The sequence below is a fragment of the Archangium sp. genome, assembly GCF_045802675.1.
Classification (GTDB): Bacteria; Myxococcota; Myxococcia; order Myxococcales; family Myxococcaceae; genus Archangium.
The window spans coordinates 107,285-119,071 of sequence record NZ_JBJMQO010000019.1; the positions used below are offsets into that span (position 1 = coordinate 107,285).

16 protein-coding genes are annotated in these 11,787 nt (G+C 69.2%); 9 read left to right on the forward strand and 7 right to left on the reverse strand.

Annotated features, from left to right (window positions below; genetic code table 11):
- Positions 1-4: 4 nt before the first annotated feature.
- The 4 genes from ACJ8AN_RS04695 to ACJ8AN_RS04710 all read right to left on the reverse strand — a co-directional run bounded on the left by ACJ8AN_RS04695 (position 5) and on the right by ACJ8AN_RS04710 (position 3,463).
- Positions 5-2,170, reverse strand: a complete 2,166-nt coding sequence (locus tag ACJ8AN_RS04695; RefSeq protein WP_407754008.1) for a diguanylate cyclase — start codon at positions 2,168-2,170, stop codon at positions 5-7.
- Positions 2,171-2,172: 2 nt separating this feature from the next.
- On the reverse strand, positions 2,173-2,409 hold the full coding sequence (locus ACJ8AN_RS04700; protein WP_407754009.1) for an FtsB family cell division protein: 237 nt from the start codon (positions 2,407-2,409) through the stop codon (positions 2,173-2,175).
- Between the two features lie 128 nt (positions 2,410-2,537).
- Positions 2,538-3,050: a TlpA disulfide reductase family protein gene (locus ACJ8AN_RS04705; RefSeq protein WP_407754010.1), complete on the reverse strand. Its 513-nt coding sequence runs from the start codon at positions 3,048-3,050 to the stop codon at positions 2,538-2,540.
- A complete protein-coding gene (locus ACJ8AN_RS04710) occupies positions 3,047-3,463 on the reverse strand; it encodes a Fur family transcriptional regulator (RefSeq protein ID WP_407754024.1) in 417 nt (138 codons plus the stop codon). Before ACJ8AN_RS04710 ends, ACJ8AN_RS04705 begins: the two co-directional genes overlap by 4 nt.
- Before the next feature lie 315 nt (positions 3,464-3,778).
- Here ACJ8AN_RS04710 and ACJ8AN_RS04715 point away from each other — a divergent pair, with 315 nt between their 5' ends.
- Genes ACJ8AN_RS04715 through ACJ8AN_RS04735 form a run of 5 tightly spaced genes read left to right on the forward strand, consistent with a single transcriptional unit; the run spans position 3,779 to position 6,949 of the window.
- A complete protein-coding gene (locus tag ACJ8AN_RS04715) occupies positions 3,779-4,936 on the forward strand; it encodes a hypothetical protein (protein ID WP_407754011.1) in 1,158 nt (385 codons plus the stop codon).
- Positions 4,937-4,953: 17 nt separating this feature from the next.
- Entirely contained in the window at positions 4,954-5,304 is a 351-nt protein-coding gene (locus tag ACJ8AN_RS04720) for an FmdB family zinc ribbon protein (protein ID WP_407754012.1), read from the forward strand.
- Positions 5,305-5,352: 48 nt separating this feature from the next.
- On the forward strand, positions 5,353-5,556 hold the full coding sequence (locus tag ACJ8AN_RS04725) for a hypothetical protein (protein WP_407754013.1): 204 nt from the start codon (positions 5,353-5,355) through the stop codon (positions 5,554-5,556).
- Positions 5,557-5,600: 44 nt separating this feature from the next.
- Positions 5,601-6,191, forward strand: a complete 591-nt coding sequence (locus ACJ8AN_RS04730) for a hypothetical protein (protein ID WP_407754014.1) — start codon at positions 5,601-5,603, stop codon at positions 6,189-6,191.
- 17 nt (positions 6,192-6,208) lie between these two features.
- Complete coding sequence (locus tag ACJ8AN_RS04735; protein WP_407754015.1) at positions 6,209-6,949, forward strand: hypothetical protein; 741 nt, start codon at positions 6,209-6,211, stop codon at positions 6,947-6,949.
- A 165-nt stretch (positions 6,950-7,114) separates the two neighbouring features.
- On the opposite strand, the gene ACJ8AN_RS04740 is transcribed toward ACJ8AN_RS04735, so the two are convergent.
- Positions 7,115-7,861, reverse strand: coding sequence for a PHP-associated domain-containing protein (locus ACJ8AN_RS04740; RefSeq protein WP_407754016.1), 747 nt, complete (start codon positions 7,859-7,861; stop codon positions 7,115-7,117).
- Between the two features lie 66 nt (positions 7,862-7,927).
- Positions 7,928-8,206, reverse strand: a complete 279-nt coding sequence (locus tag ACJ8AN_RS04745) for a hypothetical protein (protein ID WP_407754025.1) — start codon at positions 8,204-8,206, stop codon at positions 7,928-7,930.
- 208 nt (positions 8,207-8,414) lie between these two features.
- Here ACJ8AN_RS04745 and ACJ8AN_RS04750 point away from each other — a divergent pair, with 208 nt between their 5' ends.
- From ACJ8AN_RS04750 to ACJ8AN_RS04760, 3 genes are all read left to right on the forward strand, one after another.
- The gene (locus ACJ8AN_RS04750; RefSeq protein WP_407754017.1) at positions 8,415-8,609 is read left to right on the forward strand and encodes a hypothetical protein; all 195 of its coding nucleotides are present in this window, start codon (positions 8,415-8,417) and stop codon (positions 8,607-8,609) included.
- 277 nt (positions 8,610-8,886) lie between these two features.
- On the forward strand, positions 8,887-9,090 hold the full coding sequence (locus ACJ8AN_RS04755) for a hypothetical protein (RefSeq protein ID WP_407754018.1): 204 nt from the start codon (positions 8,887-8,889) through the stop codon (positions 9,088-9,090).
- A gap of 34 nt (positions 9,091-9,124) precedes the next feature.
- Positions 9,125-9,445: a hypothetical protein gene (locus tag ACJ8AN_RS04760; RefSeq protein ID WP_407754019.1), complete on the forward strand. Its 321-nt coding sequence runs from the start codon at positions 9,125-9,127 to the stop codon at positions 9,443-9,445.
- Here the strand turns inward: ACJ8AN_RS04760 and ACJ8AN_RS04765 are convergent.
- Entirely contained in the window at positions 9,442-9,717 is a 276-nt protein-coding gene (locus ACJ8AN_RS04765; RefSeq protein WP_407754020.1) for a hypothetical protein, read from the reverse strand. The genes ACJ8AN_RS04760 and ACJ8AN_RS04765 overlap by 4 nt on opposite strands.
- 316 nt (positions 9,718-10,033) lie before the next feature.
- On the opposite strand from ACJ8AN_RS04765, the gene ACJ8AN_RS04770 reads away from it, so the two are divergent.
- Positions 10,034-11,787, forward strand: a 1,754-nt coding sequence (locus ACJ8AN_RS04770; RefSeq protein ID WP_407754021.1) for an alpha-1,4-glucan--maltose-1-phosphate maltosyltransferase, incomplete at its 3' end; no start/stop codon positions are given.

The following is an 11,787-nucleotide window of genomic DNA, read 5'->3' on the forward strand; positions in this document are numbered from 1 at the left end:
CGGCTCAACCCTCGACGGCCTGGAGCTTCCTGCCGCCCTGCGCCTCGGCCACCGTGACGGACTGGTTCCGGCCGTGGCGCTTGGCGTAGTACAGGCACTGGTCCGCCTGCTCGACGAGCACCAGCTTGTCCGTGCCGTGGTCCGGCGCCGTGGCGATGCCCAGTGACAGCGTCACCTTGAGCGGGCCCATCTCCGTCTGGAAGACCTCGGCCATGATGGCCTCGCGGATGCGCTCGGCGATGATTTTGGCGCCCTTGGCGTCCGTCTCGGGCATGAGGATGGCGAACTCCTCGCCGCCGTAGCGCGCGACGATGTCCGTGTCCCGCGCCTGCTCCTTGAGGATGCGCGCCACACCCTTGAGCACCTGGTCGCCCGTCAGGTGGCCGTAGGTGTCGTTGACGCTCTTGAAGTGGTCCACGTCGGTGAGCATGAGCGAGCACTTGCGCCCGTAGCGCCGCGAGTGGGCCAGCATCTCGTCCGCCTTCGCCTGGAAGGTGCGGTTGTTGTACAGGCCCGTCATGCCGTCCGTGGTGGCCATGCGCTCCATGGCCTCGTAGAGCTGGGCGCGCAGCACCGCCTGCGCCGCCTGGATGGCGATGACCTCGAGCATGCGCAGCACGTCATGGTCCAGCGCGGCCTTGCGGCGCGAGCCCGCCACCAGCGTGCCCAGAATCCGGTCTCCCGCCACGAGCGGGAAGATCTTCAGGGCCCCGAGGCCGCGCAACTGCGTCTCCTCGTCGAAGATGACCTGACGGTCCATGGCCTTGATGTCGCGCCCGGGCAGCGGCGCGCCGTAGCGCACCACGTTGGCCACCAGGCCGTTGTTGTCCGGGAAGGAGCGGCCCTCGAGCGCCTTGCTGCCCTGGGCGGTGACGCCGAGCATCCGCGCCACCTTGTGCGTGCGCTTGCCCTCGGCCTCGTTGACGATGGTGACGGCGCAGAAGTCCAGGCCCGCGAGCTGCCGGGCGCTCTCCAGCACCGCGAGGAACACCTGCTCGGGGCTGCCGGCGCGGTTGAGCTCCTCGATGGCGCGGAAGAACCGGTCCTTCTCGTCGCGCGTCTTGCGGATGTACGTCATCACCCGCTCCACCTCGATGGAGCGCAGCACCTCGGCGGCGATGGTGGTGAAGAGCTTCTCGTCGTCGTCGGAGAACGGGTTGTGCGTGAGCCGGTCCGCGACGAGCACGCCGCGCACCAGCCCGCTGCCCTCGATGATGGGCACGGCCAGCACGGCCTTGAGCTCGGGGGCGCCGCCGTCGTACCAGGTAATCCCCTTGAGCCCGTGCGCCGAGTGCATCCGCACCGGGGCGCGGCGCTTGAGCACGCCACCCAGCATGCCCTCGCCGGCGTTGAAGCGCTCGCGCTGCACGCGGTCGGACATGCTGCGGCAGTCGTACAGCTTCAGGCCCTTGTCGTCCGAGGCGAGCAGGAAGGCGGCGCAGGTGTTCGTCTTGAGGGCCGTCTCGGCGATCTCCAGCGCGGCGCTCACCGCGCCTTCAACCTCCTTCACCGAGGCGAGCAGCCACTTCTCCTCGTCCTTCTCGTCGGGAGGGTTGTCGTGGGAGCCGGAGCTGACGAGGCGGAAGGTGCGGGCGCGCTCCTCCACTTCCTTGATGCGCTTCTCCACGGCGGAGCTCTCCGCGCGGCGGGCGGCGGCGATGCGGGCCGAGAGCACCAGCTGGTACATTCCGGAGAAGAGCGCGAGGAAGAGCGAGTGGGTGAGGAAGGCGGTGACGCTGCGCTCGGGGCCCTGGAGGCTCACGAGCGCGTCGAACGCGAGCGCCATGCCGAGCAGCATGAGGCCCACGTTGCGTGGCAGGAAGGCCACGAGGAAGGCCATGAGCAGGTAGACGAGCGGGAACACCGCGCCCCCGGCGATGGCCACCACGATGTAGGACGAGGCGATGAGCACCGCGCCCAGCTCCAGGTCATCGCGGAAGAAGAGCGGAGCGCCCACGGCGCCGCGGGTGAAGCGCCGCCAGCCCATGACGCCGAGCGCGGCGAGCAGGAAGAGGACGAGGGAGGCCTCGGTCCACCCGAGCGTCTGCAGGCCGCGGAAGCCGCCGCGGGCTAGGTGGACGAAGGCGGAGAGCAGCGCCGCGGCGGGCACGGCGCGCACGAGGAAGCGCAGCAACTTGGAGACTGGAGGGATGGCCGAGAGCGCGGACACGATTACTCCAGGTGGAAGACGAGCTCGCCGGGTTTGACGTAGCCGAGCTCCTCGCGCGCGGCGCGCTCGAGGGCGGCGGGTTCATTGCGCAGTGCGTTGATTTCGCGCAGCAGGGCGTCGTTCTGCTCGGTGAGGGCGCGGTTGCGCTCCTGGATGGACTCGACGTCCTGGCGCAGGCGCAGGTAGCGGCGGAAGCCCTTCGCGTCCACCGCTGACACCAGCGTGAGGATCGCGGCCACGCACGCCGCTACACCCAGGAGCTTTCGCCGCACCGTCATGAGTGGCGCGAAGGTACCAGTGGCGACTCCCCCGGCAAGAAATCCGCTCCAGACCTGTAGCGGGCCGCGCCTCTTCGCCGGGAGTGCACTCAGCGGCGCAGCAACTTCTCCACCGCCTTCGACACGTTCTCGTGGCCGGCCATGCCCTGCCACGCGCCAGCCACCCGGCCCTCCTTGTCCAGCAGGAAGGTAGCGGGCAGCGCGGGAATGAGGCCGAAGGCGCTCTGCCCCTGCTGCATGCCCTCGTCGGACACGAGCACCGGGAAGTTGAGCGCGTAGTAGTCGGCGAAGGGCTGCAGCATCCGGGCCCCGTCCAGGTCCATTCCCACCAGCACCACCTGGAAGCCCTGGGGGCCGTACTCCTTCTGGAGGGCCTCGAGTGTGGGCAGCTCCGCCAGGCACGGGAAGCACCAGGTGGCGAAGAAGGACACCATCACCACGCGCCCGGGCAGCCGGCGCCAGTCGTAGGGCGTGGGGCCCACCGAGGGCAGCCACAGCGAGCGCAGGTAGGGCGAGGGGCCTACCGGTTCCTCGGGCACCCGGCGGCACCCGCCCAGGGCCAGCACCAGCGCGCACCCCAGCGCCAGGGCCGCGCGCCTCATGCCTCGCTCTTGGCGGTGGTGCGCTGGCAGTTCCGGCACAGCCCGTACAGCTCCATCTTGTGCGACGTCACCGTGAAGCCGTGCTTGCGCGCCACCGCCTCCTGCATCTCCTCGATGCGGTCGTCCTCGAACTCGACGATGGTGCCGCAGTGGGTGCAGATGAGGTGATCATGGTGGTGGCGCCCGGCGGCCGCCTCGTAGCGCGTCTGCCCGTCGCCGAAGTTGCGCGCGTGGGCCAGGCCACACTCGTTGAGCAGCTTCATCGTCCGGTACACCGTGGCCACCGACACCTTGGTGTCCTGCTGGCGCACCCGGTTCCACAGCTCCTCCACCGACAGGTGGCCGCCCACGGAGAAGAAGGTGTCGATGATGAGGCTGCGCTGGCGCGTGCTCTTCAGCCCGTGCTGGGCCATGTAGCGCTGGAGGACCTCGTCCTTCTCATGATTCACGGATCGCCTGCCTCCCGAGCCCTCGGGGTGGCCCCTCGGCGCGCCGGGTGTACACCGGCCGAACATGCGAGGTGCACGGAACCCCGCCCGGGTGTAACACCGACTTGCACCTTCTTCTGGCTGTTTAGATTGGGGCCCGTCGGATTCATTGACACCCGTCTGCCAGCAAAGATAGAGGCACCCCGCCTCGTAAACGAGCATTTTTCCGCAACTTTCATGAACAGTCACTGGCATAGACAGCGGCAACCCGATGACGTGCCCACCCCGGTAGCGGTGGCGGTGTCCGACTTCTGTCGGCGCGCCAGGTCCCCCGCAACCCCTACCGAGGTGCGTGAGGCGCTCGCCCTGCTGTCCGAGGCCGACGACTTCCGCGTACGTACCTTGACCGACACCGAGCCGGCCGCAACGCCGCTCGGCCCCTTCGCGGTGGTGGACGTGCTCAAGGGCACCGACCCCGCGCTCGCCGCGGTGCGGCAGGGGTGCGATTACTACGGCGTGGTGCAGGAGCTGGCCCGCGTGCACGAGGAGAAGCGGCCCCCCGCCCCTCCCCCCGCGCCCGAGGTCCCCTCCTTCGCCACGCCCGCCCCCCGGGCGGCCGTACCGGCCCCCGTGCCCGCGAAGCCCGAGAAGGCGGCCAGATCCTCCGGCGAGACGGTCCAGGCGCGCATCGCCCCGCGCAAGCGCACCGCGCCGGACCTGACCCCGCCGGAGGTGGACGAGGGGGGCGAGGCACCGAGCTTCCTCAAGCGCGACCTGCCCAAGCCCCGCGGCCGCTTCACCCGCCTGGAGGCTCCCCGGACGAGCTTCCAGGAGCTGACGCGCTCCTCCGGTAAGGAGACGCTCGAGGCGGCGATGGAGGCCCACGAGCACCGCTTCGCGCTGCTGAGCTCGCTTGCCCAGCAGTACAACGGGGCCCGGGGAGACCTGACGCTGGAGGAGCTGGAAGGAGTGGTGGGGGCTCACGGGTTGATGGGGGCCATGGAAACCCGCGAGCGCACGGCCGTGCTGGCCGCCTTCACGGATCAGCGCGGCGCCGCCGGCCGCGTGAGCTGGGCCCTCGGGCTCAGCCCGTCCGAGCTCCAACAGCTGGAGAAGAAGCTCGGCCTCACCCGCGAGGTCGAGGAGCTGCGCGAGCGTTACCGCCGCGAGGCCCTCACCGCGCGCAACCTCACCGCGCGGTTGGATCTGCTCGGGCGGGACAAGTACCTGGCGGATCTGGGAATCAAGAAGCGTTTCACGGACATGCTCCGCAGGGAGCTCGAGATGCTGGTGCGCGACGAGCTTCCGGGAGCCAAGACGCTCGCCGAGCTCGCCGACACGGTGGCTCGCAAACACGGCGCCCCGTCCGAGCTCATGCTCCGCGCCCTCGAGCGCCTGGGAGTGGCCGAGAGTCTGCGCAAGCGGACCCCGGGCTCCTCCCCTCACTCCACGCCTTAGAAGGAAGAGGCCAAGCCATGCCCATCTACGAGTACGCCTGCAAGTCCTGTGGAAAGACGATCGACGTCCTGCAGAAGGTGAGCGACCCCACGCCGGAGACCTGCTCCGAGTGCGGCGCCAAGGACTCGCTGAGCAAGGTCGTCAGCCGCTCCAGCTTCGTCCTCAAGGGCGGCGGCTGGTATTCGGACCTCTACAGCTCCACCAAGAAGGACGGCGGCTCCAGCAGCGCGCCCTCGTCCAGCAGCGCGCCCTCGCCGAGCAGCAGCTCGTCGTCCAGCGGCGGCGCGTCGGACTCGGGCGGCTCGTCGTCGTCCAGCAGCTCGAGCACCCCGAGCGCCCCGGCGGCGGCCGCTGGCGCCAAGAGCTGAGCGGCCGAAAAGTCGCGCGGGGCGGAGAGCGGGGGGAGACTGGCCCACGTGCCATTCCCTCCTTCCAAGCGCCCGCCCCGCCACTGCGTGCTCTGTGGCCATCCGGAGCTCGTCGACGCCCGCGGACTGGGCCGTTTCCTGCTGGTGCCGGATCCCGAGGGCCGCGGTCCCATCTGTCCGCAGTTGAAGGGCTGTGGTGTGCAGCGGCAGCGGGAACGCGACAACGCAACGCTGACGCCGAGCCCCCGCTGAGCTAAGGAAGGGCCCCTCCCGCGCAGTCCGCCGAGGTATGCCCGATGCTGGTTCCCCTGCTGCTCGCGTCCCTGCTCTCCGCCACCCCCGTCGAGCCGGCTCCCGCCGCGGATCCGACGGTGTCCTTCGCCCACTCGATGGAGGGCCGCCACGCGCGGCTGCTCGAGGGGCTGGAGCTGGCGGCCACCTTCAAGCCCTCCCAGACGCCGGCGCTGCGCCTCACGGACGCGGAGCGCCTGGGCCTCATGGGTGCTCCCCTGCCCCTGGACACCGGCGGCGGCGTGGACGCCGAGACGCGCCAGGTGCTCGCGCTGGTGCTCGGGCTCTTCATCGGCTTCGGCACGGGCCACCTGATCGCCAGGGACCGGGACGGCTTCATCCTGTTCCTCATCGTGGACGCGGCCATCATCGTGGTGAGCACCGTCTTCCGCATCGCCTTCGGCGGCTTGTTCTGGGGGCTCGGAGGCGTCGCGCTGCTCGTCTCGCACGTCATCCAGGGCATCGACGCGCTGGGCAAGGCGGGCGGGCCCCGCATCGTCGAGGAGACACGCCAGAAGGCCGTGGAGGTCGCCGACGTCTCGCGCGGACGCGACGCCCCGCCCACCACCACCCGCGCCTTCGCCTTCTCCTTCTGACCCCCGTGAGTCTCCCCGTGAAACGACTTCTCGCCCTGCTCGCCCTCGTTCCGCTGGCGCTGGCCACCGGCTGCGCGAGCCAGACCCTGCTCAGCGCCGAGGACCGGACGAAGCTCCAGCACGACCTGACCACCGGCCCGGCCTCCGAGCGCTACCTGAAGGCCTCCAGCTACATCACCCCGTTCTTCGGGGACGCGTCCAAGCGGCTGCTGACGCCCTACCCCCCCGAGGAGGTGCGGCTGCTCAACGACACCAAGGGCAACCCCATCAACCCCGGCGCGGTGCAGGCGCTGGTGCCCGCGGGCACCAAGGTGCGCGTGTTGAAGGTGGAGTTCCCCACCGCGTGGGTGATGGCCGAGCGCGTGCTGTATTCGCCCCGCACGCAGCCCTGGGTGTACCTGGAGGTGCAGGGCGCGCCGCCCGGGCCGCCCGTCATCCTCGTACTGCCGCCGCAGCTCAAGGCGAAGGAGGACGTGCTCGCCGAGCTGGACCGGCACCTGTTGGACCAGGACCCGGCGCCGCGGATTGGGAAGTTCCAGCCGCGCTTCCAGGAGGCGCTCAAGCAGAAGAAGGTGCTCGAGTACATGCCGGAAGCGGCCGTGGAGATGTCCTGGGGCAAGCCGGAGAGCATCCGCCGCACGCTGGACGGGCAGCAGGTGCACCAGGAGTGGGTGTACCCGGGCGGCAAGCGCCGGGTGTTCATCACCGATGGCCTGGTGACCCGCGTCGACGAGGCCGCACCGGCCGCCGCGAAGTAATCCATGGCGCCTGAGCCAGGCGGGATCAATCCTGGCAGGGGTGCTCTTGCCGCGAGGAGCGAGGCACCTTCCGGTCGCTTTCCGTGCCGACTGGTACGACCATCGGACCAGTTGCGGGAAAACGCGCCCGGAGCCTCCTCCTGACAGGACCCTACCTGGGATGGCTCAGCGGCGACGCCGTCCGCCGCCGCCCCCACCCCCACCGCGGCGCTTGCCTCCACCTCCACCGCCGCGGGACGCCTGGGCCTCGCCCGGGCGCGTGAGCCGGGGCAGCTCGCCAGCCATCACGGGGTAGTAGTCCCCGGCCAGCAGCGCCGCCACGAGTTGCTCCTGCGTCTGGATGGGCGTCTTGAAGAAGGTGGCGCCATAGCCCACCTCGTCGAGCGAGCCCCTCGCGTCACTGCCCCCGGTGCACGGCAGCTTGAGCACCTCGGCGGCCTCGACGGCCAGGTCGTTCGAGGTCTGCTTCACCCGGGCGTTGTAGCCCTCCACGGCGCACAGCACCCCGCTCAGCGAGCGCACGTAGTCCATGGCCGGGTGGGACGAGTCCCTGTCGTACGGCCGGGCCGCCACGATGGCCGCGCCCAGCGAGCGGACCTTCGGCAGACACTCGGCGGCGCTCCAGGGCTTCTCCCGGTTGCTGCCCCACATCTGCACCGGCTCGGGGGCGCGCTCGGGCTTCGGGAAGAAGCACAGGTACTGGCCCTTGTCGGTGACGAGCTCGAGCCCCACGAAGACCTTCACCTTGGACCTGGCGCCGATCTCGAACAGCTCGTCGCACCCGTCCTGGGTATTGGTCTCGGTGAAGGCCACGCCGTCCAGACCGAACAGCGCGGCACGGTCGAGGACCGCGCGCGGATCCAGGTCACAGCCCTTCGAGAGGTAGGAATGCGCGTGCAGATCGATGAGCATGGGCGCCGCTCCCTAACAGGCTCCCGTGGGAGCTGTCGAGTCTCGGCGCACCCGCCCCGCCCACAATCAGGCCAGGAACGCGTACCCCTGCAGACCCGTCTGCTTCGTCTGGGAGTTCCTCTCCTCGTGGGTGCGGATGAGGTAGCCCATCAGCATCAGCGACGAGGTGTTCTCCAGCACCCGGGAGGGATCCTTGGAGATGAGGTTGGCGCTGTAGTTGAGGAAGAACTGGGCGAGATCCTCGCCGGCCTCCTTGACGATCAGCGCGTTGAGTGCGGCGGGATCCATCGTGCGGATCTCGTTGATGAAGTCCACCGCCAGATCCTTCTTCGTCTTCACGTCCACGGCCATCCCCCTTCGCCCATCCCCACCCCGGGGGCCTTTTCCCCCGGGCGCCAGATCCAGCGACCCGGGAAATCTAGGCACGCCCCCCCGCTGGGGAAGCCCCGGGCCGTCCCTGGGGCCTACAGGTAAGCTTTTTTGACACCTGTGAATAGCGCGCGATAACCTTCCTCACAGTCAGTACAAAACACAGCGCAAGGAGTGGAAGGCGATGTTCACGGGCGTGAAGGTGTTCTCCGCGACGAAGGCGAAGGAGCGTGAGGAGCTGGGTGAGAACGTCACCCGCTGGATCCGCAGCAACTCGGACCTGGAGATCGTGGACCGCGTGGTGGCCCAGTCCAGCGACAACGAGTTCCACTGCTACACGCTGATCCTCTTCTACAAGCACAAGTCGCAGCAGCAGTAGCCGTCCCCTGCCCCGCGGGCCGCGCTCGCCGGCGGTGGCATCCAGGCAGCCGCTCCCCTGATCGCGCGTTTCGCCAGGGGCCTGTCTTCCTTTCCCTCCCAGCTGGCGTCCACCCGCCAACGCCTTCCTCCCGGCCCACGTCGGTCAGGAGACGGTGCGTCGCGGCCCGCCCTGGAGGACGAGCGCTTCCCTCCTCCCCCACCGGCTAGAGCGCCCCGCAACCCCGGCGAGCCCTCTTCCGTGACCGTCGTGCGCCCGGAGCGCCACGTACACACGGGTGGGCTACCTGCGCCTGCTCGAAGGGGACGCCCAGGGCGCCCTCGAGGTGCTGAAACTGGCGGCCACGTCCGCGGACCAGATGGATTCGTTCGCGGTGGCCAATGCCCTGTGCGAGCTCGGCGAGGCCTGGCTGGCGCTGGGCGAGCCGGACACCGCGCTCGAGGCCTTGCCTTCCCGTCGATTCGCTCTCGACCTCTCTTGACACAGGGACGGACCTCCAGCCCTGTTCATCGCTCATGAGCAATCAAGACTGGCGTCCTCGACTCACCACCATCGATGACCCGATCGCAGACGATCGCTGGTCCCACACCACCCAAGAGGGAGAAACAAAGGTCTCCCGCATCGTCGTCGGCCGTCCGCAGCCACTTCCGGGTGAGGCGGATAGAGCCTGGTACTGCCCGCTCTCCATCGAGGGCTATCTCCCCGGCATCAAATGCGTCATGGGGGTCGGCCCTGTCGATGCGCTCATGAATGCGATGACGCTCGTGCGGAGGTTCTTCGAGGAGCACTCCGAGGTCACGCCCAGGGCGGGAGAGCCGCCTGGCCAGGACTCCTAGTGCCGGATGGGTGGTCCGAACTCGGCGCGACAGAACACCTGGCACGCGGCCTTCCCCGCGTAGATCGCCGACCAGCACAACGCTTTCCTCTTCTTGTTGTTGTCAGGAAGATTCCGGCAGTAGTCCTCGGCCTCCTCGATGCTCGCATTGCAGGCCTTGAGGCACTCGAAGACGTTCTTCATCTCGACGGTGCCACCGTCCGGCCGCTCCTCCTTCGGCTCCGCCGCCAGTCCCCATGTCGGGCTCAGGAGCAGTCCCGCGGCCAGCATCAAGCTCCACCCCTGAAGCACCACCGACCTCTCAGTCAGAAGAAGCCCTGTCACCTTGGCATGCCCGGTTACACAGCAGGCAGCCAAAGCCACAGGCTCCACCTCCCGCGAGCCCCAATCCCCTCCCCGCCCGCCCGCTCGCACGGCTTGAGCGCCGGACAGGGGAGCAACCCATCCCAGCGGGTGTGCACCGCGCCGCGGCATTCCTAACGTTCACGGGCCGACGGGCCGGACGCCCAGAGCGTCCTGCATCAACGCATGGTGAAAGACAGCGCCGGGGCATCGTGGCGCGGGGACCTATAAGGGGCCGCCTGTTTTTATGAGCGAGCGAATCGGAAGCACGGTCATCGAGAACGTCCGGCCGGAGCTGGACGCGGGACGATGGCCCGTGAAGCGCGTGGAGGGCGAGTCCCTCACGGTCAAGGCCGACATCTTCAAGGAGGGTCACGACGTCCTGGTGGCCGTGGTGCGCTGGAGGCAGGTCGCGCCCCGGGAGCACGCCACCGAGTGGACCGAGACCCCCATGGCCGCCCGGGGCAATGACCTCTGGGAGGCCGACTTCCCCCTGGCGCGCAACGGCCGCTACGAGTTCACCGTCGAGGCCTGGCCGGACCTCTTCGCCACCTGGACCACCGAAATCAAGCGCAAGGTCGACGTCGGCCGCGACGTGAAGAGCGAGCTGCTCGAGGGCGCCGCGCTGCTCGAGGGCGCCGCCGCCCGGGCCACCAAGGCCGGCAGCCCCGAGGACGCCAGACGCCTGCACGAGGCCGCCGCCCTCTTCGGCAAGGGCATGAGCCCCAACGCCGTCGCCCTGGCCATGGATCCGGGCCTCACGCTGACGGCGTCGAAGTACGCGGACCGCTCGCTCGCCACCCGGTACGACCGCGTGGTCGAGGTCTTCGTGGACCGCGAGAAGGCCCGCTTCGGCTCCTGGTACGAGTTCTTCCCGCGCTCGGCGCTGCGCGATGGCCGCACGCACGCGACCTTCCGGGATGCGGAGCAATGGTTGCCCTATGTGCAGTCGCTCGGCTTCGACATCATCTACCTGCCGCCCATCCACCCCATCGGCCGCACGGCGCGCAAGGGCAAGAACAACAGCCTCACCCCGGGCCCCGACGACGTGGGCAGCCCCTGGGCCATCGGCGCCTCCGAGGGCGGCCACAAGGCCGTCAATCCCCGGCTCGGCTCGCTCGAGGACTTCCGCCGCTTCGTCCAGGCGGCCAACACGCTGGGCATCGAAATCGCCCTGGACGTCGCCTTCCAGTGCTCGCCGGACCACCCCTACGTGAAGGAGCACCCGGAGTGGTTCCTCCACCGGCCCGACGGCACCATCAAGACGGCCGAGAACCCGCCCAAGCGCTACGAGGACATCGTCAACTTCGACTGGATGGGCCCCGGCCGCGGCACGCTCTGGCCCGAGCTCAAGTCGGTGGTGATGCACTGGGTGGAACAGGGCGTGCGCATCTTCCGCGTGGACAACCCGCACACCAAGCCCCTGCAGTTCTGGGCCTGGCTCATCCGCGAGGTGCACACCGTCCGCCCGGACATCGTCTTCCTCTCCGAGGCCTTCACCCGTCCCAAGGTGATGAAGCACCTGGCCAAGGCGGGCTTCCAGCAGTCGTACACCTACTTCACCTGGCGCAACTTCAAGCAGGAGATGGAGGAGTACCTCACGGAGCTCACCACGCCGCCCGTCTGCGACTACATGCGCGGCAACCTCTGGCCCAACACGCCGGACATCCTCCCCGAGTTCCTCCAGCGCAGCGGGCCCGCCGGCTTCCGGCTGCGCGCCGCCATGGCCGCCACGCTCTCCAGCACCTGGGGCATGTACTGCGGCTACGAGCTGTGCGAGGGCACTCCCGTCAAGCCGGGCAAGGAGGAGTACCTCGACTCGGAGAAGTACGAGCTCAAGGTGTGGGACCTCGACAGGCCGGGCAACATCCGCGGCTACATCTCCCGGCTCAACGCCATCCGCCGCGAGCACCGCGCCTTCCAGCTCTACTCCAACCTCACCTTCCACACGGCGGAGAATGAGCAGGTGATGTTCTACCTGAAGCGCACGCCGGACGGTGC

Coding starts and splice junctions, on each gene's coding strand:
- ACJ8AN_RS04750 (WP_407754017.1), top strand. CDS start 8,415: ATGTTCACGGGCGTGAAGGTGTTCTCCGCGACGAAGGCGAAGGAGCGT.
- ACJ8AN_RS04720 (WP_407754012.1), top strand. CDS start 4,954: ATGCCCATCTACGAGTACGCCTGCAAGTCCTGTGGAAAGACGATCGAC.
- ACJ8AN_RS04740 (WP_407754016.1), bottom strand. CDS start 7,861: ATGCTCATCGATCTGCACGCGCATTCCTACCTCTCGAAGGGCTGTGAC.
- ACJ8AN_RS04730 (WP_407754014.1), top strand. CDS start 5,601: ATGCTGGTTCCCCTGCTGCTCGCGTCCCTGCTCTCCGCCACCCCCGTC.
- ACJ8AN_RS04710 (WP_407754024.1), bottom strand. CDS start 3,463: ATGGCCCAGCACGGGCTGAAGAGCACGCGCCAGCGCAGCCTCATCATC.
- ACJ8AN_RS04705 (WP_407754010.1), bottom strand. CDS start 3,050: ATGAGGCGCGCGGCCCTGGCGCTGGGGTGCGCGCTGGTGCTGGCCCTG.
- ACJ8AN_RS04760 (WP_407754019.1), top strand. CDS start 9,125: ATGAGCAATCAAGACTGGCGTCCTCGACTCACCACCATCGATGACCCG.